22 protein-coding genes and 1 pseudogene are annotated in these 23687 nt (G+C 69.5%); 9 read left to right on the top strand and 14 right to left on the bottom strand.

The features are described from left to right. Nucleotides 1–1059: 1059 nt before the first annotated feature. From OO71_RS44235 to infC, 4 genes are all read right to left on the bottom strand, one after another. A complete protein-coding gene (locus OO71_RS44235; protein WP_084145744.1) occupies nucleotides 1060–1860 on the bottom strand; it encodes a TrmH family RNA methyltransferase in 801 nt (266 codons plus the stop codon). Further along, the gene (gene rplT / locus OO71_RS44230; RefSeq protein ID WP_033296097.1) at nucleotides 1857–2234 is read right to left on the bottom strand and encodes a 50S ribosomal protein L20; all 378 of its coding nucleotides are present in this window, start codon (nucleotides 2232–2234) and stop codon (nucleotides 1857–1859) included. The genes OO71_RS44235 and rplT overlap by 4 nt, the downstream gene beginning before the upstream one ends. Nucleotides 2235–2297: 63 nt before the next feature. Next, the gene (rpmI, locus tag OO71_RS44225) at nucleotides 2298–2492 is read right to left on the bottom strand and encodes a 50S ribosomal protein L35 (protein ID WP_033296096.1); all 195 of its coding nucleotides are present in this window, start codon (nucleotides 2490–2492) and stop codon (nucleotides 2298–2300) included. A gap of 77 nt (nucleotides 2493–2569) precedes the next feature. Next, complete coding sequence (gene infC / locus OO71_RS44220) at nucleotides 2570–3178, bottom strand: translation initiation factor IF-3 (protein ID WP_156096859.1); 609 nt, start codon at nucleotides 3176–3178, stop codon at nucleotides 2570–2572. A 230-nt stretch (nucleotides 3179–3408) separates the two neighbouring features. Between infC and OO71_RS44215 the strand changes: the two genes are divergently transcribed. From OO71_RS44215 to OO71_RS44205, 3 genes are all read left to right on the top strand, one after another. Then, nucleotides 3409–3768 (top strand): DUF1844 domain-containing protein, encoded by a 360-nt coding sequence (locus tag OO71_RS44215; RefSeq protein ID WP_033296094.1) that lies wholly within the window; start codon nucleotides 3409–3411, stop codon nucleotides 3766–3768. 259 nt (nucleotides 3769–4027) lie between these two features. Next, complete coding sequence (locus OO71_RS44210; protein ID WP_425388751.1) at nucleotides 4028–4675, top strand: GntR family transcriptional regulator; 648 nt, start codon at nucleotides 4028–4030, stop codon at nucleotides 4673–4675. Then, the gene (locus tag OO71_RS44205; protein ID WP_033296093.1) at nucleotides 4672–5670 is read left to right on the top strand and encodes a 1-aminocyclopropane-1-carboxylate deaminase; all 999 of its coding nucleotides are present in this window, start codon (nucleotides 4672–4674) and stop codon (nucleotides 5668–5670) included. Before OO71_RS44210 ends, OO71_RS44205 begins: the two co-directional genes overlap by 4 nt. Before the next feature lie 220 nt (nucleotides 5671–5890). Here the strand turns inward: OO71_RS44205 and OO71_RS44200 are convergent, their stop codons facing one another. Genes OO71_RS44200 through OO71_RS44190 form a run of 3 tightly spaced genes read right to left on the bottom strand, consistent with a single transcriptional unit; the run spans nucleotide 5891 to nucleotide 7967 of the window. Then, the gene (locus tag OO71_RS44200) at nucleotides 5891–6274 is read right to left on the bottom strand and encodes a RidA family protein (protein WP_033296092.1); all 384 of its coding nucleotides are present in this window, start codon (nucleotides 6272–6274) and stop codon (nucleotides 5891–5893) included. Beyond that, nucleotides 6274–7032, bottom strand: coding sequence for an IclR family transcriptional regulator (locus tag OO71_RS44195; RefSeq protein WP_033296091.1), 759 nt, complete (start codon nucleotides 7030–7032; stop codon nucleotides 6274–6276). The genes OO71_RS44200 and OO71_RS44195 overlap by 1 nt, the downstream gene beginning before the upstream one ends. After that, nucleotides 7029–7967, bottom strand: a complete 939-nt coding sequence (locus tag OO71_RS44190) for a sugar kinase (RefSeq protein WP_245633970.1) — start codon at nucleotides 7965–7967, stop codon at nucleotides 7029–7031. Before OO71_RS44190 ends, OO71_RS44195 begins: the two co-directional genes overlap by 4 nt. Before the next feature lie 151 nt (nucleotides 7968–8118). Between OO71_RS44190 and OO71_RS44185 the strand changes: the two genes are divergently transcribed. From OO71_RS44185 to OO71_RS44175, 3 genes are read left to right on the top strand one after another with little or no spacing between them, the layout of a single operon-like run. Beyond that, entirely contained in the window at nucleotides 8119–9417 is a 1299-nt protein-coding gene (locus OO71_RS44185) for an amino acid deaminase (protein WP_033296090.1), read from the top strand. A gap of 14 nt (nucleotides 9418–9431) precedes the next feature. Further along, nucleotides 9432–11027 (top strand): N-acyl-D-amino-acid deacylase family protein, encoded by a 1596-nt coding sequence (locus OO71_RS44180; RefSeq protein ID WP_033296106.1) that lies wholly within the window; start codon nucleotides 9432–9434, stop codon nucleotides 11025–11027. Beyond that, entirely contained in the window at nucleotides 11024–12415 is a 1392-nt protein-coding gene (locus OO71_RS44175; RefSeq protein WP_033296089.1) for a GntP family permease, read from the top strand. The genes OO71_RS44180 and OO71_RS44175 overlap by 4 nt, the downstream gene beginning before the upstream one ends. A gap of 19 nt (nucleotides 12416–12434) precedes the next feature. On the opposite strand, the gene OO71_RS44170 is transcribed toward OO71_RS44175, so the two are convergent. Both OO71_RS44170 and OO71_RS44165 read right to left on the bottom strand, forming a co-directional pair. Then, nucleotides 12435–13103: a response regulator gene (locus OO71_RS44170; RefSeq protein WP_033296088.1), complete on the bottom strand. Its 669-nt coding sequence runs from the start codon at nucleotides 13101–13103 to the stop codon at nucleotides 12435–12437. Beyond that, nucleotides 13100–14704, bottom strand: a complete 1605-nt coding sequence (locus OO71_RS44165) for a sensor histidine kinase (protein ID WP_033296105.1) — start codon at nucleotides 14702–14704, stop codon at nucleotides 13100–13102. The genes OO71_RS44170 and OO71_RS44165 overlap by 4 nt, the downstream gene beginning before the upstream one ends. A 179-nt stretch (nucleotides 14705–14883) precedes the next feature. Here OO71_RS44165 and OO71_RS44160 point away from each other — a divergent pair, with 179 nt between their 5' ends. After that, nucleotides 14884–16230: a cation:dicarboxylate symporter family transporter gene (locus tag OO71_RS44160; RefSeq protein ID WP_033296087.1), complete on the top strand. Its 1347-nt coding sequence runs from the start codon at nucleotides 14884–14886 to the stop codon at nucleotides 16228–16230. A gap of 97 nt (nucleotides 16231–16327) precedes the next feature. On the opposite strand, the gene OO71_RS44155 is transcribed toward OO71_RS44160, so the two are convergent. After that, nucleotides 16328–16723 carry a winged helix-turn-helix transcriptional regulator gene (locus OO71_RS44155; RefSeq protein WP_033296086.1) on the bottom strand — a complete coding sequence of 132 codons (396 nt, stop codon included), beginning with the start codon at nucleotides 16721–16723 and terminating at the stop codon, nucleotides 16328–16330. Nucleotides 16724–16836: 113 nt separating this feature from the next. On the opposite strand from OO71_RS44155, the gene OO71_RS44150 reads away from it, so the two are divergent. After that, nucleotides 16837–18249: an MFS transporter gene (locus OO71_RS44150; protein ID WP_033296085.1), complete on the top strand. Its 1413-nt coding sequence runs from the start codon at nucleotides 16837–16839 to the stop codon at nucleotides 18247–18249. 203 nt (nucleotides 18250–18452) lie between these two features. Here OO71_RS44150 and OO71_RS44145 read toward each other — a convergent pair whose 3' ends face one another. From OO71_RS44145 to OO71_RS53165, 3 genes and pseudogenes are all read right to left on the bottom strand, one after another. Beyond that, a complete protein-coding gene (locus OO71_RS44145; protein WP_033296084.1) occupies nucleotides 18453–18896 on the bottom strand; it encodes an SRPBCC family protein in 444 nt (147 codons plus the stop codon). Between the two features lie 6 nt (nucleotides 18897–18902). Then, nucleotides 18903–19205 carry a hypothetical protein gene (locus tag OO71_RS53170; RefSeq protein WP_342669991.1) on the bottom strand — a complete coding sequence of 101 codons (303 nt, stop codon included), beginning with the start codon at nucleotides 19203–19205 and terminating at the stop codon, nucleotides 18903–18905. Between the two features lie 453 nt (nucleotides 19206–19658). Then, nucleotides 19659–19754 (bottom strand): annotated as a pseudogene (locus tag OO71_RS53165) (zf-HC2 domain-containing protein); the annotation flags it as partial. A gap of 363 nt (nucleotides 19755–20117) precedes the next feature. Between OO71_RS53165 and OO71_RS46845 the strand changes: the two are divergent. After that, nucleotides 20118–20657: a fibronectin type III domain-containing protein gene (locus tag OO71_RS46845; protein WP_156096857.1), complete on the top strand. Its 540-nt coding sequence runs from the start codon at nucleotides 20118–20120 to the stop codon at nucleotides 20655–20657. Between the two features lie 111 nt (nucleotides 20658–20768). Here the strand turns inward: OO71_RS46845 and uvrA are convergent, their stop codons facing one another. Then, complete coding sequence (gene uvrA, locus OO71_RS44130) at nucleotides 20769–23630, bottom strand: excinuclease ABC subunit UvrA (protein ID WP_033296102.1); 2862 nt, start codon at nucleotides 23628–23630, stop codon at nucleotides 20769–20771. Nucleotides 23631–23687 lie beyond the last annotated feature (57 nt).

The raw sequence follows: 23687 nt of genomic DNA, 5'->3' as shown, positions 1-23687 counted from the left end.
GGGTGGGGTGGGGTCGTGAGGTGGGGTGGGGTCGTGAGGTGCGGCGCGATGCCGGTCGTGACGTGTGGTGCGGTGCGGTCGCGAGGTGCGGTGCGGTCGCCAGGTGCGGTGCGGTCGCGAGGTGGGTTCGACTCGGCGGGAGCTTAGGGGCTGGTTGGAGAGCCGGGGGGGCCGGAGCCGGGCGGCTCGGCCGACGGGCGGCGAGGAGCGGATGGGAGCGGGCGTTGACATCACGGGACACCACAGGCTCGACGGCAGCCGAGGGGACGGGATTCGGACGGCTCGGCCGACGGGGCGGACCAGCGGGTAGGTGCAGCGCGCTCGCCACGAGACACACGGGCCCGATGGCAGCCGAGGGAGACCGGATTCGGACGGCTCAGCCCGACGAGTGCGGATGGGCGCGACGGACTCGGCGCCGAGGGCTGGACTCGGGCGGCCAGACTTGCGATCGGCAGATGGGCGCGGCAGAGCGAGCTCGGCGGTTGGGCAAGAGGGTGGAGGCGGAGGGCTCGGTCAAACTCCCGATGAGCGGACAGGTGCGACCGCAGTGAACTCGACGACAGTCCGAGAAATCGGACGGTCTCGGCCAGTCAGGCCAACGAGCGGATGGACGCGACAGGCTCGACATGACGGACTCGAATCGGCCGAGGCCTCGTGGGCCGGACGCTGCTGGTTCGCCAGCCGGAGCCGATCGGCCGGCGGGCCGATGGGCGCGAATGGCTTGCAGTCGACCGGGTCGACGAGGTTCGACGAGCCAGGCGGCGCGAGCGGCTCGGCAATTCGGCCATGACTCAGCACGGCGAGGTGACCAGCACCGGCCCCCGCGGGATCGGCGAGCTTGGCACGACGGAATCAACCGGCCCGAGCGAGCGAAGCACCAAGGCCAACCCGAAGCAATCGCCCCGAAACCCAGTCAGCGAGGACGATCGACCCGAAACCCGGTTAACGATGATGGTCGCCCCGAAACCCGGCCAGCAAAGACGACCGCCCCGAAACCCGGTCGGCGAGGACAATCGCCCCGCGATCAGGTCGGCAAGGGCGATCGGCCACGAGACCCGGTCAGCGGTGTACCGCCATCGCCGCCGTGTAAACGCACACCGCCGCCGCTGTGGCCAGGTTCAGGCTTTCTGCCTTGCCGTACAACGGGATCCGGACCGATTCGTCCACTGCAGACAGCACCTCCTCCGGCAGGCCGTGTGCCTCGTTGCCGAAGATCCATGCCACCGGGTCTCCGAAGTGGACAGTCTCCAGGGACGTCGCGGCGTAACCGTGCGCGGCGAGCGTGCGCAGGCCTGCGGTGCGGAGAGTGGCCAGTACCTCGGGGACCTCACGGACCCGGGCCAGCGGGATCTGGAAGAGCGAACCCGCTGCGGCGCGGACGCTTTTGCCGTTGTGCGGGTCCACCGTGTCGCCCGCGAGGATCACTGCGTCGGCTCCGGCGGCGTCTGCCACTCGGATCACCGTGCCTGCGTTGCCGGGTTCCGCGACGTCCACCAGGACCACCACGAGGCGCGCGTCCGTCAGCACCGTCTCCAGTGGACGGTCGACCAGGGAGCACACCGCGATAATCCCTTGGGGCGTAACGGTTTCCGACAGGCTCGCGGCTGCTCGGTCGGTGATCGGCGAGACCCGTGGGGCCGAAGCGACCAGCGTCGGATGAGTGGCGGCCGCGTGTTCCGTTACGAAGACCTCATGCACTGTGCCGTGCGCCAGGGCTGACGTGACCGCGTTGACGCCCTCGGCCAGGAAACGGCCGGTCTTCTCGCGTTCTGCTCGGCGCGTGAGCTTGCGCGCAGCAACGACCCGGGGGGTCCGTTCGGTGAACGGAGCCTCCCCGGGCCGGAAGGGGCTGCCGGTCAGGCCGACTTCGCTTCGCCGGTCACGACGTTCGCCTTGGCGAGCTCGGCGAGCGCGGTGAAGGCGGCCGCGTCGTTGACCGCGAGGTCCGCGAGGATCTTGCGGTCCACCTCGACACCCGCGGCCTTGAGGCCCTGGATGAACCGGTTGTAGGTGACGCCGTTGGCGCGGGCGGCCGCGTTGATGCGGGTGATCCACAGCTGGCGGAAGTCACCCTTGCGCGCACGGCGGTCGCGGTAGGCGTAGTTGAGCGAGTGGAGCGTCTGCTCCTTGGCCTTGCGGTACAGCCGCGAACGCTGGCCGCGGTAACCGCTGGCCAGTTCGAGAGTCGCGCGACGCTTCTTCTGGGCGTTGACCGCCCGCTTGACGCGTGCCACTGGTCCATCCTGTCGAGTTCGGGGGGTGCGGGGACCCCGGGTGGTCGGGTAAGGGGGCGGGCCTCAGCGGCCGAGCAGGCGCTTGATCCGGCCGGTGTCGTTCTTGGCGACCTCGGTGGTGCCCTCGAGCCGGCGGGTGAGGCGGTTGGACTTCTTCTCCATCAGGTGGCGGCGGCCGGCCTTCTGGCGGCGCAGCTTGCCCGAACCGGTGACCCGGATCCGCTTCGACGTGCCGCTGTGCGTCTTCATCTTCGGCATGTGTTCTCGTCCTCTTCCGTGCGGCGGCACACCGGTGCCCCGGTGTGCCGCTGACTGTGCTGGTCGGGCGCCGGGCGTTACGCCTCGGGAACCGGTTCGGCCTTGGCCGTCTTCGGCTTCACGTTCTTGTGCGGGGCCAGCACCATGATCATGTTGCGTCCGTCCTGCTTCGGCGACGACTCCACGAAACCGAGTTCGGTGACGTCGTCGGCGAGCTTCTGCAGGAGCCGGAACCCGAGTTCGGGCCGGGACTGCTCACGGCCGCGGAACATGATCGTGACCTTGACCTTGTTGCCCGCCGCCAGGAACCGCGACACGTGACCCTTCTTGGTCTCGTAGTCGTGCTGGTCGATCTTCGGCCGCAGCTTCTGTTCCTTGATGACGGTGAGCTGCTGGTTGCGGCGGGACTCACGGGCCTTCTGCGCGCTCTCGTACTTGAACTTGCCGAAGTCCATGAGCTTGGCCACGGGCGGGCGGGCCTGCGGGGCCACCTCGACGAGGTCGAGGTCCGCCTCCTGCGCAAGCCGCAGCGCATCTTCGATCCGGACGATGCCGACCTGCTCGCCGTTAGGGCCGACGAGCCGGACTTCCGGCACCCGGATGCGTTCGTTGATGCGTGTCTCGGAGCTGATGGGGCCTCCTTGGTCCGAGTTGCGTTTCTTCTCGTTTCGACCTGGTGCCCACACGATTCAGGCCCCGTCGCCGGCTGCTGCCGGTGCACGGGGCCCGCTCTGTCTCCGATCGCCTCCGGCCGCGATGGCCGGACGCTTCGCCGGCGTGAGAGAATGCCAGTACGGCATGCACCACGTCGGCGAGACCGGACCCGGACACCTCAGGCGGTGACAGGGTGGGAGCGGGGCTCCACTTGCCGCCCCCGATCGCTCGGGGGCTGGTCGCACGTGGAAGGGTACCAGACGTGTCAGAACAACCTTCGCCACCACCCCCGTATTCCCCCGGCGCCCGCGACCTGGAGGACATCCCGAGCGTCGAGGTGATCAGCCGCGCCGCGGTGATGCTGCTGTCGGCCGGAGCCGAACGGCTCGGGCTGGCCGACGCCGACCCGGAGAACTCGCCGCACCGCGACCTCGACGAGGCCCGCCGCCTCATCACCGCGCTCGCCGGTCTCGTCACCGCGTCCGCGGAGTACCTCGGACTGCACGCCGGGCCCTTGCGCGACGGGTTGCAGTCGCTCCAGAAGGCATTCCGCGAGGCGTCGGCGGTGCCGGACGCGCCGGGGCAGGGTCCGGGAGAGAAGTACACCGGCCCGGTGCATTGAGCCGGTTTCCCTTGCCATGACAGGGAATACGTGAACGAGGGCCCGTCCGGTGGGTGATGATGCCGGGCGGGTTTTCGCGTTTGCGGGCTCCGCCGCCGCGGGGTCATCACCGCCGGGTTGCGGTGCAGAAGGTCGGTGGTCGCCCGCCATCGCGAACCGGGTTGCGTGACCGGCGGCCGAGCACGAGTGCGCAAAAGACGGCAAGACCGGCATCGCCAACCCGTTGCCAACCCGCCATCCGACATCTAACATGTTAGATGTGAGTGCACTCCCCAAGGTTTCCCGCCCGTTGTTGCGGGACGAGGCGTACGAGCGAATCCGGCACGCCATCATCGACGGCAGCTTTCCGCCCGGTACGCCGTTGCGGGACGCGGACCTCGCCGAGCAGCTCGGGCTCTCCCGGGCGCCGGTGCGGCAAGCGTTGCTGCGGCTGGCCGAAGACCGGCTGGTGGTGTCGAAGCCGCAGAGTTACACGCGGGTCGCGGATTTCGTGGCCGACGACGTCCGCGACGCGGTCCGGCTGGTGCGTGCGCTGCACGAGCTGGCCGTGCGCGAAGCACTCCCCCGGCTGGGCGCGCCACAGATCGCGGCTATGCGCGAGGCCAACGAACGGTTCCGCGCCGCCGTCGAAACGGGCGACGCGGCTGCCGCGATCGAGGCTGACGACGAGCTGCACGACATCCCCGTGCAGGCGTGCGGCAACCGGGCCGTCGCGGCAACGCTCGACCGGTACACCCCGTTGCTGCGCCGCCTCGAATACGCCCGCTTCAGCTCGCTGCCCGCACATCGCTCGGTCACGCGGCACGAAGAACTCATCACCGCACTCGAAACCGGCGACGGCGCAGCCGCGGCCGCACTCACCGCAACGATCTGGACCGACCTCGAAACCCTCCTGGAGGACCCGTGAGCCTTGCCGATTTCCCCCGTTTCCCGTTGCTCGTCGGGCCTTCGCCGGTACACCGGCTGGAACGGCTCACCGAACACCTCGGCGGCGCGTCCGTGTGGGCGAAGCGCGAGGACCTCAACTCCGGGCTCGCGTTCGGCGGAAACAAGACCCGCAAGCTCGAGTACCTCGTCGCCGACGCGCTCGCCCAGGGCGCGGACACGCTCGTCTCGATCGGCGGCGTGCAGTCCAACCACACGCGCCAGGTGGCCGCCGCGGCCGCGCGGGCCGGGATGAAAGCCGTGCTGGTGCAGGAAAGCTGGGTGGACTGGCAGGATCCGCTGCACGACAAGGTCGGCAACATCCAGCTGTCGCGCATCCTCGGCGCCGACGTCCGGCTCGTCGACGCGGGCTTCGGCATCGGCTTCAAGGAGAGCTGGGAACAGGCGCTGGCGGAGGTCGAAGCAGGCGGCGGCAAGCCGTACGCGATCCCGGCAGGTGCGTCGGACCACCGGCTCGGCGGCCTCGGGTTCGCGAACTGGGTCCTGGAACTCGAAGCGCAGGAACGAGAACTGGGCGTCTTCTTCGACACGATCGTGGTCTGCTCGGTCACCGGCAGCACCCAGGCAGGGATGGTCGCCGGGGTCGCAGTGAGCGGAAAGCCGCGGCGGATCCTGGGGATCGACGCTTCGGCCAAGCCCACCGAAACCCGCGACCAGATCACGCGAATCGCGAAGAACACCGCCGCTTTGGTAGCCGCCGGTCCGATCGACGACGTACTGCTCGACGAGCGCTACCACGCAGGCGTGTACGGCATCCCCGACGAGCAGACCCTGGACGCCATCCGCACGGCCGCCCAGTTCGAAGGCATGATCACCGACCCGGTGTACGAAGGAAAGTCCATGGCCGGACTGATCGACCTGGTCCGCAGCGGCGAGATCCCGAAAACCTCCACCGTGCTCTACGCCCACCTTGGCGGCCAGCCAGCCATCAACGCCTACACGAGCGTCCTGGGCTGACCGTGAAGGGAACCATCACGGACTTCCCACCACCCCACCGCAGCCGGCGCACCCACCAGGACCACGGCACCCAGTCCCGGCCCTGCACCCCGATCCGAAGCCCGCACACGGTCGGAGGGGCTTGTCAAGGCATCTTTCCCGCCTTGACAAGCCCCTCAGACCGTAGTGACACTCAAACTTCGGGGTGCCCCACCGCAACAATTCCGGCCGGCAAAGAACCTCAGTCCACCACGGCCAGCACGTCGATCTCCACCAGCAACCCCGCAGGCAAACCCACATACACCGTAGTCCGCCCAGGCTGCGGCGCCTCCCCGATCAACTCGTCATACACCTCATTGAACGCAGCAAAATGGCTCGTATCAGTGAGATACACCCGCACCATCATCGCGTCCGCCCAGCTCGACCCGGCCTCGGCAAGAACCGCCTCGATGTTCCGGAACGTCTGCCGGGTCTGCCCGGCGATGTCGTCCCCGACGATCGCGCCGGTGGCCGGGTCGAAGGCGACCTGCCCGGCGACCTGCAGGATGTTGCCCTTGCGGACGGCCTGCGAGAACTTCGCCGGCGGTGTCGGCGCGTTCGCGGTGGTGATCGCCGTCTTGCCCATCATTGCCCCTTTCCGTTCCCCGTCCATCCACTGTGGGCGGAAGCTTCCCCGGTGGCCGCCAGCAGCTCGGGAACGAGTGCCAGCAGCCCGTCGTAGTCGAGCAGTACTTTAGGCACCGACATCGATGCGGCAGCGAGCACCTCTCCGCCCGCGCCGCGCACCGGCGCGGCAATGCAGTGGATGAAGTCCTCGTGCTCGGCATTGTCCACGGCGTACCCGCGTTCGGCGACCCGCTCCAGCTCGGCCAGATAGGCATCCGGCGTGGTGATCGTGTTCGCGGTGAGCACGACGTAGTCGATCTCCCGCGCGATCTCCGCACGTTTCGCCGGTGGCATCGCCGCGACCAGCACCTTCCCCACCGCCGTGCAGTGCAGGGGCGCGCGTTTGCCGACCCGCGAGTACATCCGGACGGCGTGGTGACCTTCGAACTTGTCGATGTACACCACCTCACCGTCCTCATAGGACGCGAGATGCACGGTGTGCCCGGTGCGCGAGTTGAGCGCGGCGAGGGCGTCGTGCGAGCTGCGCCGGACGTCGCGGTCTTCCAGCGCCTGGTTGGCGAGGTCGAACAGCGCGCTGCCGAGCCGGTAGTGCCGCACGCCCTCGCGCCGCACGAAGTGGTGCGACTCCAGCGTGCGCAACAACCGCAGCACGGTCGTCTTGTGCACGCCGATCTCCGCGGCCAGTTCGTCAAGCGTCTTGCCGCCGCGGGCGAGGCCGCTCAACAGCGTCAGCGCGCGGTCGAGACTTTGGCTCATGTGGCCACCACTCCTTCCCCGGTCAGACGCGCCGCGCGCCAGCCGTCGGAGTCTGCGTCCAGCAGCAGGGACACCACGGCATCCGCCAGCGGCGCGCCGACGTCGTCCTGGGTCAGCAAGGTCGCCGCAGCTTGGAGGTGCCCGCGGCGGAGCCGGGTCAGCGGATCCGCTCCACGCAGGGTCGCGGCGAGGAATCCGGCGGCGAAGGCATCTCCGGCACCGACCGGCTCGACGACGTCCACCTGCAGCGCGGGCGCGAACAGCGACTCCGAGCCCTCGACGAGCGTCGCACCGCGTTCGCCGTGCTTGACCACCAGCGTGCGCGGGCCGGGCAGGAGTTTGCGCAGCCGCGCCGGGTCGCCGGTCCCCCACACACGTTCGGCCTCGTCGTCGCCGGTCAGCACGAGGTCCGCCCGTCCGGCGAGTTCGGCGAGCAGCGACGGATCGCGGCCGGACCACAGGGCCGGGCGATGGTTGACGTCGAACGACACGAGCAGGTCACCTCGTGGCCGGTCGAGCAGCGCGCGCACGAGCGCGAGGCAGCTGTCCGACAGCGCCGGGGTGATCCCGGACAGGTGCAGCACGCGAACACCGGAGAAGTCCAAGCGCGACAAGAGTTCCGGCCCCATCGCCGAAGCCGCGGAACCCGCACGGTAGTAGCGGACCGGACTGCCGCTCGCGCCGCTTTCCTTGACGTACAGCCCGGTCGGGCGCACCGGGTCGACGACGACCCCTCGCACGTCCACGCCTGCCGCCGCGATCGCCCGTACCAGCGCCCGGCCGAACGGATCGTCGCCGACCGCGCTGACCCAGCCGCTCGGCACGCCGAGCGCGGGCAGGTGGCATGCGACGTTCGACTCCGCGCCGCCGATCGTGCGCAGCCAGGTGCGCACCTCGTCCGGCGGACCGGGTTCGGCAGGCACGAACAAGGCCATCGACTCGCCGATGCAGAGAACTTCAGGCGAACCAGTCGGACTGCTGGTCACTGACTTTCCTTCCCCGTTGACCTGTGGCCACCCGGATGCTACACCTATTCAACGCATTTTGCGCAACGTCCGTTGCAAGATACGCAACCGAGGTCTGGACATGAACAGCAACGCCGCTCTCACCGCCGCCGTCCGAGCCGGACGCGGCGAACGGATCGACTGGCGCTTCCGCTCGATTTCCCTGGTATTGGCCGGGCTCACCCTCGACGAGGCCGCGGCCCGCCGCGCGAAGCTGTTCGACGACGGCTTCTTCGGCCCGTTCGTAGTCCTCGACGCGGCCGCGCTGGAGCACAACCTGAGCACGATGGCCCGATGGTGCGCCGGACGCGGGATCGCCCTCGCGCCGCACGGGAAAACCACGATGGCGCCGGAGTTGTTCGCCCGCCAGCTCGACCACGGCGCGTGGGGCATCACCGCCGCGAACGCCGGGCACGTGCGGATCTACCGCGCGTTCGGCGTGCAGCGGATTCTCCTGGCGAACCAGCTCGTGGACCCGTCCGGGCTGCGCTGGCTGGCCGGTGAGCTGGCGGCGGACCCGGAGTTCGAGTTCGTCTGCTGGGTCGATTCCGTCCGCGGGGTCGAGCTGATGACCGAGGCACTCGCCGACGCCAAACGGCCGGTGGACGTGCTGGTGGAGCTGGGTGCGGACGGCGGCCGCACGGGTGTCCGCGACGCCGCGACCGCGCTTGCCGTGGCCGAAGCCGCCGCGAAGAGCCCGGTACTCCGGCTGCGAGGCACTGGCGGTTACGAAGGCGCGTTGTCGCATCACACCGACGAAGCCGCGCTCGCGAAGATCAGTTCCTATGTGGACAGTCTCCGCGAAGCAGCAACCACTTTCGCAGACAAGGGTTTGCTCGCTGAGGGACCGGTGTACGTCACGGCTGGCGGCAGCGCGTACTTCGATCGCGTGGTGGACGAGCTCACGAAGCCATGGCCGGACGGTCTCGACGTGGTCCCGATCCTCCGCAGCGGCGCGTACCTCACCCACGACGACGGCTTCTACCGCGAAATCTCGCCGCTCGGCGAACACCCGCGCATCTCCGGCGTCGACAGCTTCCATCCCGCGTTGCATGCCTGGGCGCAGGTGACGTCGAAGCCGTCGGCGGAACTCGCGTTGCTCACTGCAGGGAAGCGCGACCTGCCGTTCGACGAGGGAATGCCGGAACCGCAACTGCTGCGCAGGGACGGCGTAGTCACCGAGCTGATCGGGCACACCATCCCGAAACTCAACGACCAGCACGCTTTCCTCCAGCTGCCCGAAGGCTCGCCGGTGGAGGTCGGCGACTGGGTGCGGCTGGGCCTGTCGCACCCGTGCACGACGTTCGACAAGTGGCCGCTGCTGCCGGTCGTGGACACCGACGGCGAGACGGTCGTCGACTTCGTGCGGACGTGGTTCTGATGGACACGCGTTTGATGGACACCGTCATCCGCGGCGCGCAGGTCGCCGACGGAACCGGGGCACCGCTGGAAGTCCGCGACGTCGGGATCATCGGCGACCGCATCACGGACGTCGCCGCGCCCGGCGAGCTCGCCGCGCGCCGCACGATCGACGCCACGGGAATGGTCCTCTCCCCCGGGTTCGTCGACCTGCATTCCCACTCCGACCTGCAGCTGCTCGCCAACCCGGACCACCTCGCCAAGGTCAGCCAAGGCGTGACCACCGAGGTGCTCGGGCAGGACGGCCTGTCCTACGCCCCGGTCGACGACGGCGTCCTCGCGGCCTTGCGCCAGCAGCTCGCCGGGTGGAACGACGATCCGGCGGGCTTCGACTGGAACTGGCGATCGGTCGGCGAGTACCTCGACCGGCTCGACCTGGGTATCGCGGTGAACGCCGCGTACCTGGTCCCGCAGGGCACCGTCCGGATGCTGGTGGTGGGCTGGGAAGACCGGCCCGCGACCGGCGATGAGCTGGCCCGGATGAAGGAGCTGATCGCGACCGGGCTCGAGGAAGGCGCGTTCGGGATGTCGTCGGGGCTCACCTACACGCCCGGGATGTACGCGACCACCGAGGAACTCGTCGAACTGTGCCGCGTGGTCGGCGAGCGCGGCGGTTACTACAGCCCGCACCACCGCAGCTACGGCGCGGGCGCGCTGGAGGCGTTCGCGGAGATGGTCGACGTCTCGCGCCGCTCCGGCTGTCCCCTGCATCTCGCGCATGCCACGATGAATTTCTCGGTCAACAAAGGCAAAGCACCGGATCTGCTGCGGCTGCTGGACAACGCGCTCGACGACGGCTGCGACATCACCCTCGACACGTACCCGTACCTACCCGGCGCGACCTACCTGTCCGCGCTCCTGCCCAGCTGGGCCACCGAAGGCGGGCTGGACCCGACGCTCGCCCGGCTGTCCGATCCGGACACGCGCGAGCGGATCCGGGCCGACATCGAAGAGTCCGGTTCGGACGGTGCACACGGCGTGCCGATCGACTGGGACGCCATCGAAATCAACGGGGTCCGCCGCGAGGAGAACTCCGCGCTCGTCGGCCACAGTGTGCTTGCGTCTGCCCGGAGCATGGGGAAAGCCCCGGCCGAGCTGTACTTCGACACGCTCGTCGACGAGCGGCTCGGCACGTCGTGCCTCATGCACGTGGGACACGAGGAGAACGTGCAGGCCATCATGCGGCACCGCACGCACACCGGCGGTTCCGACGGGCTGCTCGTGGGTGCCCGCCCGCATCCCCGCGCGTGGGGCACGTTCCCGCGGTACCTCGCGCGGTACGTCCGTGAGCTGGGCGTCCTCGAACTGGCCGACTGCCTCGCGCATCTCACCGGGCGCGCGGCACGGCGGCTGGGGCTGCCCGACCGGGGCCTCATCCGGCCCGGGTACGCAGCCGACCTGGTGGTGTTCGACCCGGAAACGGTCGCCGACACCGCAACGTTCGACCATCCGCGGCAAGCCGCCGCGGGGATCTCCCACGTCTTCGTGAACGGTACCGCCGCGCTCGATGACGGTCACCCCACCGGCGCACTCGCCGGGCATTCCCTCCGTCACCCCGGGAGTCGACGATGATCCATTGGCTGCAGACCAGCACCGGCGGTCTGCTCACGCTCGCCGCCGTGTCGATCGCGGTGCTGCTGTTGCTCATCATCAAGGTGAAGGTGGAACCGTTCATCGCGCTGATCGTGGTGGGCCTGCTCACCGCGCTCGCCGCGGGCGTGCCGGTCGGCACCCTGGTCGGTACCGCGCAGAAGACGTCGGACTCCTTGCTGGAGAAGGGGTTCGGCAGCATCCTCGGGCACATCGCGGCGATCATCGGGCTGGGTACGCTGCTCGGCTCGATCCTGGAGAAGTCGGGCGGCGCGCGGGTGCTCACCGCGGCGCTGCTGCGGGCATTCGGCGAGAAACGCGCCCCGCTCGCGATGGGCCTGTCCGGTCTGATCTTCGGGATTCCGGTGTTCTTCGACATCGGCATTTTCGTGCTGGCGCCACTGGTTTACGCAGCGGCGAAGCAGGGCGGCCGTTCGATCGTGCTGTACTGCATGCCGTTGCTCGCCGGGTTGTCCATCACGCACGCGTTCATCCCGCCGCACCCGGGTCCGGTCGCGGCGGCCGGGCTGCTGCACGTCGACCTCGGCTGGCTGATCCTGATGGGCGCAGTGTGCGGGATCCCGGCCTGGTTCATCGGCGGCATCCTGTACTCGACGTGGATCGGCAAGCGCGTGAACGTTCCGCTCGCCGAAGACTTCGCGCAGCTCGCCGGGGAGGACGAGGACGAGTCCCGCCGGCCGCCGTCGCTCGCTCTGGTCAGCGGGATCATCGCGGTGCCGCTGGTGCTGATCCTGGTGGGCACGTTCGGCAGCATCCTGCTCCCGAAGAACTCGACGGGCGCGGGTATCGCGGCGTTCCTCGGCACGCCTGCCATCGCGCTGACCATCGCGACCCTGCTCGCGTCGTGGCTGCTCGGCCGACGCCGCGGGATGAGCGGCGCGGACCTCGCGCACCTGTCGGCCAACGCACTCAAGCCGGTCGCGATGATCCTGCTCGTGGTCGGCGCCGGGTCGTTCTTCGGCGCGGTCCTGTCGGCGACCGGGATCGGCAAGGCAGTGGCCGGTTCGCTCGGCGACGCCGGGCTGCCGGTGATCCTCGCGGCGTACGTGATCAGCTGCGGCATGCGGATCGCGCAGGGTTCGGCGACCGTCGCGATCGTGACGACGAGCGGCATCATCGCCCCGACGGTGATGGACCTGCACTACTCGCAAGCTCAGCTGGCACTCGTGGTGGTGGCGATCTCGGCCGGGTCGATCATCGCGTCACACGTCAACGACGGCGGGTTCTGGATCGTGTCCCGCTACTTCGGGCTCACCGTCCCGCAGACGCTGAAGACATGGACTGCTCTTGAGACGGTGCTTTCGCTGAGCGGTTTCGGGGTGGCTGCACTGGTGATGGCGCTGGTCTGATCCGGGACCGTATAGGTCGTTATACAGAACGCAGCCGATACCAGACCTCCGGACGGCCGACCTGGCCGTACCGAGGTTCGCGCTGCGCGAGGCCGTTGTCGGCCAGGTATTCGAGGTACCGGCGGGCCGTGACGCGGGACGCGCCGATGGCGCTGGCCGCGCCACCGGCCGAAAGTCCTTCTGCCGCACCGGCAAGGGCGTCGGTGATGGCCTCCAGCGTTTGCGCGCTCATGCCTTTCGGCAGCGGCGGATGCTCGGTGGTGCGCAACGCGCCGAGCGCCCGGTCGATCTCCGCCTGGCCGGTCACCTCGCCGGACGCCTCGCGGAATTCGGCGTACCGCTCCAGCTTCTCCCGCAACGACGCGAAGGTGAACGGCTTCAGCAGGTACTGCACCACGCCCACCGACACCGCGGCCTTGACCAGCGCGAGGTCACGCGCCGAGGTCACCGCGATCACGTCGATCGGCAACCCGGCCGCGCGCAGCGAGCGGCACACCGCGAGGCCGTGCGTGTCGGGAAGGTAGAAGTCCAGCAGAACCAGGTCGACCGGCTCGCGTTCGCAGAACCGCAGCGCGTCGCCACCGGAGTGCACCACCCCGGCGACCACGAACCCGGGTAACCGCTCCACGTACAGCCGATGCGCCTCGGCCGCCACCGGCTCGTCCTCCACTACCAGCACGCGGATCACGCGGGGACCTCCTGCCTCGGCAACCGGACCGTGAACACCGCACCACCGTCCCGGCCGACGTCGATGCTGCCGCCGTACCGGCGCACTGCCTGCACGACCAGCGCCAACCCGAGCCCGTGCTCGTCCCCGGCCTTGGTGGACCAGCCGCGGCGGAACAGGTCGTCCACGGCTTCCTCCGGCACGCCCGGGCCGTTGTCGGCGACCCGCAGCAGCAGACCGTCCACTTCGGACCGTGCGGTCACCACCACCGCGGGCCGCGCCCCGCTGCCGCGCACTGCCGCGTCGATTCCGTTGTCCACCAGGTTGCCCAGGATCGTGACGAGGTCACGGCCCGCGACGCCGGGTCCGAGGTCGTCGATCATCGTGTCCGGCGTGATGGTGAACTCGACCCCGCGCTCGCTCGCCTCCGCCGCCTTTCCCAGCAGCAGCGCGGCAAGTACGGGTTCGGCGACCGCGCTCATCACCCGGTCGGTGAGCTCCTGCGCCAGCGCCAGCTCGGCGGTCGCGAACTCCACGGCGTCTTCCGGACGTCCCAGCTCCACCAGCGAAACCACGGTGTGCAGGCGATTTGCCGCCTCATGGGCCTGCGACCGCAATGCTTCGGCGAGACTGCGCGCGGTGGTCAGTTCACCGGTGAGCGTCTGCAATTCCGTGTGGTCACGCAGAATCACGACGGTCCCCTGTGCCCGGCCACCCGAGCGCACGAGCGTGGTACTGACCACCAGCACGCGCGAATCGGTCAGATGCAGTTCCTCGGTGCGGGTCTCCGAAGCGGTGAACGCGGCCGCCAGTTCCGGCGGCAACCCCAGGTCGGCAAGCGGCTGTCCGACCGGATCGCCGGTGAGGCCGAGTAGCGTGCGGGCGCCGTCGTTGCACAGGCCGACCCGGCCGTCGCGGTCCACCAGCAGCACCCCCTCGCGAACCGAATGCAGCACGGCCTCGTGGTACTCGAACAGATTGCTCAGCTCGCCCGGCGCAATCCCGCGCGTCTGCCGTTTCAGCCGCGCGCTCACGAGCCAGCCCCCGCAAGCGCCGACGAGCAGCACCGCGGCGGCGACCCCGGCCAGCGGCCACACGCGGTCCTGCACCTCGGCCGAAATGGCCGCGATCGTGATCCCGACGCCGACGAGCGCGACGACCCGGTGGTCCGCGTCGAACACCGGCACCACCACGCGCACCGAAGGACCGAGCGAACCGGTGTACGTCTCGCTGACCACGCCACCACGCTGTGCGGCTTCGATATGGCCCAGGAACGGGCGGCCGATCAGCGCCGGATTCGGGTGGGTGTAGCGGATTCCCTGCGGGGACATGATGGTCACGAAGTCGACCGCGGTGTCGGCGAGCACCCGCTGTGCGTACGGCTGCAAGGACGCGCTCGGGTTCGCGGTGACGGCGGCGCGGGCGACATCCGGCGCGTCGGCGATCGAGCGGGCCACCGCGAGCGACTGCTCCCCGGCACGGTCGCTCGTCGTGCGGCGGGCGTCGAGATACGCGATAGTGATCCCGCCTGCGACGAGCACGAGCAGGACCGCCAGCTGCAGGACGAGCAGCTGACGGGCGAGACTCCAGTGGCTCGTCCGGATCCGTGGTGTCGGGGGCACCCGCCCATACCAGCACACCCGCGGGTCCGGCAACACGCCGGTGCACCGGCTGCCCTCCCGTGCCGGGCGTCCACACCGGACGGGACAGCACGCGCGAACTCAATGAACACAACGGTGACTCCGGTCATATCCTCCCCGCATAGTGACCGGCGTTCCATCCACCTGATCTGGAGGCAACGGTGCCGACACCGACCCCCGCCCCCCAGCGAGACCGCACCCGCTACCTCTACCTCGCCGTGATCGCCGCCGTCGTGCTCGGTGTCGCGGTGGGCCTGCTGTGGCCGTCGGTCGGCAAGAGTCTCGCGCCACTGGGCACCGGTTTCGTCAACCTCATCAAGATGATGATCTCGCCGATCATCTTCTGCACCATCGTGCTGGGCATCGGCTCGGTCGCGAAGGCTGCGAAGGTCGGCAAGGTCGGGATCACCGCGCTGGTCTACTTCATCGTGATGTCGACGTTCGCGCTCGCCATCGGGCTCGTGGTCGGCAACCTGCTGCACCCGGGCACCGGCCTGCACCTCAACCCGGCCGACGTGTCGAAGGTGCACCAGCAGGCGTCCGGCGGGCAGGGCACCACCGACTTCCTGCTCGGTGTCATCCCGAAGTCGCTCGTGTCGGCGTTCACCGAAGGCCAGGTGCTGCAGACCCTGCTGGTCGCGCTGCTCGCCGGGTTCGCGCTGCAGAAGCTCGGCAGGCGCGGCGAGCCGATCCTGCGCGGGATCGAACACCTGCAGCGGCTCGTGTTCCGCATCCTCGCGATGATCATGTGGGCCGCCCCGGTCGGCGCGTTCGGCGCGATCGCCGCGGTGGTGGGCGCCACCGGCTGGAGCGCACTGCGCAGCCTGCTGGTGATCATGCTCGGCTTCTACCTGACCTGCCTCGTGTTCGTGTTCGGCGTCCTCGGCACGGTGCTGTGGCTCGGCGCGCGGGTGAACATCTTCAGCCTGCTGCGGTACCTCGGCCGCGAATTCCTGCTGATCCTGTCGACGTCGTCGTCGGAATCCGCGCTGCCGCGGCTGATCGCGAAGATGGAGCACCTCGGGGTGAGCAAGCCGGTGGTCGGCATCACGGTGCCCACCGGGTACTCGTTCAACCTCGACGGCACCGCCATCTACCTCACGATGGCGACGCTCTTCATCGCCACCGCACAGGACCAGCCACTCGGTCTCGGCGAGCAGATCACGTTGCTGCTCTTCATGATCATCGCCTCGAAGGGCGCGGCAGGCGTGAGCGGCGCCGGGATCGCTACGCTGGCGAGCGGCCTGCAATCGCACCGCCCGGAACTCGTCGACGGCGTCGGTTTCATCCTCGGCATCGACCGGTTCATGTCGGAAGCGCGTGCCCTCACCAACTTCGCGGGCAACGCCGTCGCGACCGTCCTCATCGGATCGTGGATGAAGGAGTTCGACCGCGACCGCTCCCGCGAGGTCTTCGCCGGGCAGGCCCCCTTCGACGAGGCCACCCTGCTCGACGAAGCCCCCGAGAAGCCGAACCCGGACCCGGTACCCGTGGGATCGGCCCCCTGACCGGTCCGCGCCCGGCGTCCTTCCCTCCGGGTGCGGATTGTCGGTGCCGTGGCAGTGCGCGTCCCCCGTGCGCACCGCCACGGCACCGTTTTCGTTTTCAGCCGCGCCCGTCGTAGGAGTCCCGCGCCAGCGCGATCGCCTCGCGGTGCCGCTCCGCCCAGCCGACCAGTGCGGACAGCGACTCGTACAGCTCGCGGGCCATGCCGGTGGCCTCGTACTCCACGCGCGGGGGCACCGTCGGGTAGACCGTGCGTTCCAGCAGGCCGTCGCGCTCGAGGTTTCGCAAGGTCAGCGTGAGCATGCGGCGGCTGATGCCGGACACCGACCGCTCCAGCTCGGTGAACCGCACCGGGCCGCGCGTCGCCTCCAGCAGGATGCCGATCGCCCACTTCCCGCTGATCCGGTTCACGACCTCCATCACCGTGCACACCGCGAGTTTTCCCGGGTCCGGCGTCTCGGCCTGGTCGGTCACAGCGATGTTCCCCTGGGACATGAAAGTGCCTCCTTCCGCGCGCTCCCATGGTCACACATGATGGGCACTGTAACAAGAGATGCCCTGGCGATGACCAGTGGAAACTGTGCTTTCTTACGTTGTGGAGGACCGGAATGCCCGAATCAGCCCGGCATCGGGGTGCGGCGCTCGCCGTGCTGTGCACCGCGTCGCTGATGGTGGTGCTCGACAGCACCATCGTCGCGGTCGCCTTGCCGGCGATCCAAGCCGACCTCGGGTTCAGCGCACCCGGGCTCGCCTGGGTGGTCAACGCCTACCTCGTCGCGTTCGGCGGATTGCTCCTGCTGTCCGGACGGCTGGGCGACCTCGCCGGACGGCGGCGGGTATTCGTTGCCGGCGTGGCGGTTTTCACCGCTGCCTCACTGGCCGCCGGACTGTCCCCGAACGCCGCGACGCTGGTGATCTCGCGTTTCGCCCAGGGCGTCGGCGGAGCGCTCGCGTCGGCGGTGGTCTTGGGGATGATCGTGACGCTGTACCCGGAGCCGCGTGCCCGCGTCCGCGCGATCGGCGTGTACAGCTTCACGCAAGCTGCCGGCGCATCGATCGGCCTCGTCGCCGGTGGCGCGCTCACGCAGAGCCTCGACTGGCATTGGACGTTCTACATCAACCTGCCGATCGGCCTCGCGACCCTCGTCCTGACCCCGTTCGTGATCTCGCGCGACCGCGGTCAGGGGCTGCGAACCGGCATCGACGTCCTCGGCGCGCTCCTCGTGACGTCCGGGGTGATGCTGCTGGTACTGGGCATTGTGAGCGAGCACCTCGGCGCCCTCGCCGCGGCCGTCGTCTTGCTCGCGGCTTTCGTGGCACGGCAAGCCCGAGCGCGAATTCCCTTGCTGCCCTTGAGGTTGTTCCGCGTCCGCGCGATCACCGGCGCGAACCTGACCATGGTGGTGATGGTCGCCGGATTCCTGGGATTCCAGTTCGTGACCGCGCTGTATTTGCAGCAGGTCCTCGGTTTCGACGCACTCACCACGGGTTTCGCCTTCGCGCCGACGCCGGTCATGATCGCCGCGTTCTCGCTCGGCCTGGCGGACCGGCTCAACTCGCGTTTTTCGTCGCGCACGGTGCTGGTGACCGGGTTGCTCGTGACCGCAATCGCGTTCTGGTACCTGACGCAGGTCCGGACCGACGGCGGCTACGCGCTGCACGTCTTGCCGTCGCTGATCCTCATGGGCGCGGGGGCGGGTACGGCGATTCCGGCGCTGATGAGTTTGGCTATGTCGGGCGCAGCGCCCGCGGACACGGGCGTGACGTCCGGGCTGATCACCACCACGCAACAGGTCGGCGCCGCCCTCGGGACGGCAATCCTGGCGACCTCGGCGGCCACGCGAACGAGCGGCTTGCTCGAGACGGGCGCACCGGCGCGGGAGGCGCTGACGTCGGGGTTCCGCCTGGCGTACGGCTTGAGCGCAACGCTGACGCTCATCGCGGCCGCGATCGCTGCGGTGGTGCTGCGCCCGCGCCGTGCTGCCACGGAGCCGTTGGTCCAGTGCGATGCGGCTGCCTGAGGAATGGCGGGGCAGGCGGCCAGCCCCCTGGTGTGGCTGCCCTGGGGCACGGCGAGGCGGGCGGCCAGCCTGTGATGTGGCGGCCTAGGACGCAGCGAGGCAGGCGGCCGTCGCTGCCTAGGGCACGGCGAGGCAGGCGGCCAGCCCGTCATGTAGCGGCCCAGGACACGGCAAGGCAGGCGGCCAGCCTGTGATGTCGCTGCCTAGGGCACGGCGAGGTAGGCGGCCAGCCCGTCATGTCCCCGGCGCATCATCCACGCGTGGTTGGCGCGGAAGAACGGCCGCGCGACGACGTCGAGCCTGCGCAGCAACGGTTTCCGCGCGCGGACGTGCTGCGTGATCTCGAGCCGGGTGCCGTCCGCGAGCGGGTGCAGCGCTCCGGTGAGCGTGCCGTCGAGGTCGCCGCTGAGCCGGACGCGCACCCGTCCGGCCGACGCGTCCTGCTGCTCCCGATGCATCGCGACGACGATCCGGTACGGCAGCCGCGACCGGCAGACGACCTCGGCGGTGTCGTCGTCGACCTGGCGGACCGATCGGACGTCCGGCCACCACGAGGGATAGGACTCGAGGTCGACGACGGCGTCGAACACCCGCCGCGCCGGGATGCCGGGCAGCCACCACACGCTGCGGAACCGGTACTCGGCCATCGCGGTTCACTCCCGCGCCGAGACGAGGTCGCGCCCGTCGAGGGTGACGATGTCGACGGACGTGACGTCCGCCGGCGCGACGAGAGCCGAGCCGTCCAGCCCGAAGCCCTGCTCGCCCCACTTCGCCGACACAAGCCAGCTCCCGGCCTCCCAACGCACCCCATCCTTCGCGACGACCACCAGCTTGCACCTCTCTCCGGCTCGGACCCCCCGGACGGCCACGTGCACCCGGACCCAGCCGTCCGCAGGCGTGACATCCGCCGCGAGCCACGCCCCGGTGGCCGGGTTGGCTCCGGTGAGGACCCGCATGCCCGGCTGTGTCCCCTGCCCCGGCTGTGTCCCTGGCCCCTGCTGTGGCTGTCCCGGCTGTGGCTGCCCCGGCTGTGTCTCTGGCCCTGACGACGCTCCGGGACCACTCGCCGACGGCCCGTCCGCGATCGGCCCGGACACACTCATCCTCCCGACGACCACCCCACCCCCCAACGCAACCCCGGCCACCACCGCGACCATCGCCGCGCGCCAACGCCGCACCCGACGGTCCCGCCCCGGCGCGACGGCGGCCGACGGCTCACCTTCTGTCCGCCATTGTCCCCTCAGCCGCGGATCGTCCGTCGAGGTTGCTTCAGCGCGGATTCGACGCAGAGTCCGACGCAGGAGGACTTCACCGTTCTCAGGCGGGCCGTCCAGTGCCGCTTCGGGTGGGACCTCCGCCAGGAACGCACGCAGAGCGGCCAGACCGGGGTGATCGGTCCGGCACTGAGGGCACGTGCCCAGGTGGGCTTCGAACTCCGCGGTCTCGACCGAGGAAAGGGCGCCGAAGACGTAGGCGGCGAGCGGGATGTGCTCCTCCACAGTCATCGTCACCTCCGCTTCACCTCGGGCGCGGCCGGTGGACGGGCGGCACCCTCGGTCGGCGCCAGCTCGACCGCACGCGCGTGATCGCGGACGGTGGTCCGACGTTGTTCACACGCGCCGGAGCGTCCGGTGGTTCACCTCGGCGCACCTCGGGGTTCGGAGCCATCCTGTCCGCGGATGGGTCGGACGATGCCGTTCAGCGGGAATGGCGCTTGTCGATCTTGCCGGACGTTCCTGGGCTGTCCGGCACCGTGAACCCGCTGCCTGGATGTGGTGGAGGCTCGCGTGCCCAGGTTGCGTCGGCTGGTCCCGGTGATACTTGCGGCAGCGGTCGCTTCCGCGTGTGGGGGCACGGAGGCTGCGGGGTTGCCAGCCACCTTGAACTCGCCGACCGACATCGTGCTCAAGTGGCCCGCCGACCAGGCCGCGGCGGAGTACCTGCTCGAGTACGCGAACGCTCCCGAAGGGCCGTGGAATGCGTTGCAGTGTCTGCCGCCCGGCCAGACGTCCTACACGCATCCCGACCTGATCCCGGAAACGGACTTCTTCTGCCGCGTCCGCTCCTTCTCCGGGCCGGTGTCAGCGCCAGTGCCGATATCGCCGGGCGGCCCGAGCGCACCGGGCAGCACCGCGGCACCCGCACGCACGGTGCCGACGCGTGAGCCCGGTGCGGCGCCAACCGGACTCGTCGCCACCCCCACGGCACAGCGGACTGACGATCAGAGCGTGCAGTTCTCCTGGACCGACCGCTCGACCGATGAAGCCGGATTCCTGCTCGAGACCCGGCGGAAGGACACACCGGAGTTCGCTCCGGCCGAGGTGACCGGACCGAACGTGACGCAGTGTGCGTTGCCGCTCCTGCCGGGCGAGGAGGGCGCCACGTTCCGGGTTCGCGCACTCGCGTAGTCCGTGAAGGGAACCATGAGGGAATTAGATTCCGTGATGGTTCCCTTCACAGCCCGCTCTTCCCCGTCGTCCGGCGCTCGACGGGGAAGGGCTGACCCGGAGCTGGAGCCGTCAAGCGAGGTTCAGCACGTGTTCCAGGAACTCGCCGGTGTAACTACCCTCGGTGGCCGCGATCTGTTCCGGCGTTCCTTCGGCGATGACCATGCCGCCGCCGGAACCGCCCTCCGGGCCCATGTCGACGATCCAGTCGGACGTCTTGATCACGTCGAGGTTGTGCTCGATCACGATCACCGTGTTGCCCTTGTCCACCAAGCCGTTGATGACGCCGATCAGCTTGCTGATGTCCTCGAAGTGCAGGCCGGTGGTGGGCTCGTCGAGGATGTAAACGGTCTTGCCGGTGGACCGCTTCTGCAGTTCGCTCGCCAGCTTCACCCGCTGGGCCTCGCCGCCGGACAGCGTGGGCGCGGGCTGGCCGAGGCGGACGTACCCGAGCCCGACGTCGACGAGGGTCTGCAGGTGCCGGTGGATCGCCTTGATCGGCTCGAAGAACCCGGCAGCCTCCTCGATCGGCATGTCCAGCACGTCGGACACCGTCTTGCCCTTGTAGTGCACCTCGAGCGTCTCCCGGTTGTACCGGGCGCCCTTGCACACCTCGCACGGGACGTACACGTCGGGCAGGAAGTTCATCTCGATCTTGATCGTGCCGTCACCGGCGCACGCCTCGCAGCGGCCGCCCTTGACGTTGAACGAGAACCGGCCCTGCTGGTAACCCCGGACCTTCGCCTCGGTGGTGGCCGCGAACAGCTTGCGGACGTGGTCCCACACTCCGGTGTAGGTGGCCGGGTTGGACCGCGGCGTGCGGCCGATCGGCGACTGGTCGACGCGCACCAGCTTGTCGACGTTGCCCAGCCCGTTGACCCGGGTGTGCCGCCCCGGCACCTGGCGCGCGCCGTTGAGCTTGTTGGCCAGCACCTGCGCGAGGATGTCGTTGACCAGCGTGGACTTGCCCGATCCGGACACCCCGGTGACCGACACGAGGCAGCCGAGCGGGAACGACACGTCGATGCCGCGCAGGTTGTGCTCACGCGCGCCGACCACGGTGAGCTGCCGCTTCTTGTCGACCGGCCGGCGGATCGGCGGGATCTCGATCTGCCGCCGCCCGGACAGGTAGGCGCCGGTGACCGACTCCTTGTTCTTCAGCATCTTCTTGTACGGTCCACTGTGGACGATGTGGCCGCCGTGCTCGCCCGCGCCCGGGCCGATGTCGACCACCCAGTCACTCGACCGGATGGTGTCCTCGTCGTGCTCGACCACGATCAGCGTGTTGCCGAGGTCGCGCAGCCGGGTGAGCGTGTCGATGAGCCGGTGGTTGTCGCGCTGGTGCAGGCCGATCGACGGCTCGTCCAGCACGTACAGCACGCCCACCAGCCCGGACCCGATCTGCGTGGCGAGCCGGATGCGCTGCGCCTCACCACCGGACAGCGTGGCGGACGCGCGGTCGAGCGACAGGTACGTGAGGCCCACGTCGAGCAGGAAGCGCAGCCGCGCCTGGATTTCCTTGAGCACTGCGCCCGCGATCATCGCTTCGCGGGTGCCGAGCACCAGCTCGTCGAGGAACTGCGACGCCTCCGCGATGGACAGCGCACAGACCTCGGCGATCGAGCGGTCGCCCTGCGTGGCGTGTTCCAGCGTGACCGCGAGGATCTCCGGTTTGAGCCGCGTGCCCTGACAGGCCGGGCACGGCACCTCGCGCATGTAGCCCTCGTACCGCTCGCGCATGTACTCGGAGTCGGTTTGTTCCAGGCGCCGCTCCAGGAACGGGATGACCCCCTCGAACGCCGCGTAGTACGAACGCTGCCTGCCGTAACGGTTGCGGTAGCGGACGTGCACCTGCTCGTCGACGCCGTGCAGCACCGCCTTCTGGACGCGCGCGGGCAGCCGCCGCCACGGCGTGTCCATCCGGAACCCGACCGCTTCCGACAGCGATTCCAGCAGCCGCAGGAAGTAGTCGGCGCTCTGCCCGCCTGCCCACGGCGCGATGGCGCCCTCGGCCAGCGTGAGCTCGTCGTCGGGCACCACCAGCTCCGGGTCGACCTCCTTCCGGATGCCGATACCGCTGCACTCGGGGCAGGCGCCGTAGGGCGAGTTGAACGAGAACGACCGCGGCTCGAGGTCCTCGATCGCGAGCGGATGACCGTTGGGACAGGCCAGGTTCTCGGAGAACCCGCGGATGCGGTGCGGATCATTGTCGGGCAGGTCGACGAACTCCAGCTCGATCAGGCCGTCGGCCAGCCGCAGCGCCGTCTCCACCGAATCGGTGAGCCGCTGCCGCGCGCTGGTCTTGACCGTGAGCCGGTCGATGACCACGCCGATCTGGTGTTTCTCCTGTTTCTTCAGCTTCGGCGGATCGGTGAGCGGATGCACCGTGCCGTCGACGACCACGCGCGCGTACCCCTGCTGCTGCAGGTTCTGGAACAGGTCGAGGTACTCGCCCTTGCGCCCGCGCACGACCGGCGCGAGCACCTGGAACCGCGTGCCGTCGGTCATCTCCAGCACCTGGTCGACGATCTGCTGTGGCGTCTGCTTGCTGATCGCCTCGCCGCACGTGGGGCAGTGCGCCTTGCCCGCGCGGGCGTAGAGCAGCCGCAGGTAGTCGTAGACCTCGGTGATGGTGCCGACGGTGGAGCGCGGGTTGCGCGAAGTGGACTTCTGGTCGATCGACACCGCGGGCGAGAGACCCTCGATGAAGTCGACGTCCGGCTTGTCCATCTGCCCGAGGAACTGCCGCGCGTACGCCGACAGCGACTCCACGTACCGCCGCTGCCCCTCGGCGAAGATCGTGTCGAAGGCGAGGCTCGACTTGCCGGAACCGGACAGGCCGGTGAACACGATCATGCTGTCGCGGGGCAGGTCGAGATCCACGCCGCGGAGGTTGTGCTCGCGGGCTCCGCGAACAACGAGGCGATCAGCCACGCCCACGTCCCTTCAGTTCATTCTCTGCTCTGGGGCCCCCGCCCGGGTGGTCCGGTG

Source organism: Amycolatopsis jejuensis (assembly GCF_000717335.1).
In the GTDB taxonomy this organism is placed as follows: Bacteria; Actinomycetota; Actinomycetes; order Mycobacteriales; family Pseudonocardiaceae; genus Amycolatopsis; species Amycolatopsis jejuensis.
The sequence above is the reverse complement of the archived record's forward strand: the minus strand, read 5'-3'. Positions and strand labels throughout refer to the sequence as shown.

Bases quoted from the DNA above. Each gene is read 5' to 3' on its own strand.
- OO71_RS44190 (WP_245633970.1), bottom strand. From the start codon at position 7,967: ATGGCCTTGTTCGTGCCTGCCGAACCCGGTCCGCCGGACGAGGTGCGC.
- OO71_RS44180 (WP_033296106.1), top strand. From the start codon at position 9,432: ATGGACACCGTCATCCGCGGCGCGCAGGTCGCCGACGGAACCGGGGCA.
- OO71_RS44195 (WP_033296091.1), bottom strand. From the start codon at position 7,032: ATGAGCCAAAGTCTCGACCGCGCGCTGACGCTGTTGAGCGGCCTCGCC.
- OO71_RS44175 (WP_033296089.1), top strand. From the start codon at position 11,024: ATGATCCATTGGCTGCAGACCAGCACCGGCGGTCTGCTCACGCTCGCC.
- OO71_RS44185 (WP_033296090.1), top strand. From the start codon at position 8,119: ATGAACAGCAACGCCGCTCTCACCGCCGCCGTCCGAGCCGGACGCGGC.
- rpmI (WP_033296096.1), bottom strand. From the start codon at position 2,492: ATGCCGAAGATGAAGACGCACAGCGGCACGTCGAAGCGGATCCGGGTC.
- OO71_RS44155 (WP_033296086.1), bottom strand. From the start codon at position 16,723: ATGTCCCAGGGGAACATCGCTGTGACCGACCAGGCCGAGACGCCGGAC.
- OO71_RS44145 (WP_033296084.1), bottom strand. From the start codon at position 18,896: ATGGCCGAGTACCGGTTCCGCAGCGTGTGGTGGCTGCCCGGCATCCCG.
- OO71_RS53170 (WP_342669991.1), bottom strand. From the start codon at position 19,205: ATGCGGGTCCTCACCGGAGCCAACCCGGCCACCGGGGCGTGGCTCGCG.
- OO71_RS44200 (WP_033296092.1), bottom strand. From the start codon at position 6,274: ATGGGCAAGACGGCGATCACCACCGCGAACGCGCCGACACCGCCGGCG.
- OO71_RS44150 (WP_033296085.1), top strand. From the start codon at position 16,837: ATGCCCGAATCAGCCCGGCATCGGGGTGCGGCGCTCGCCGTGCTGTGC.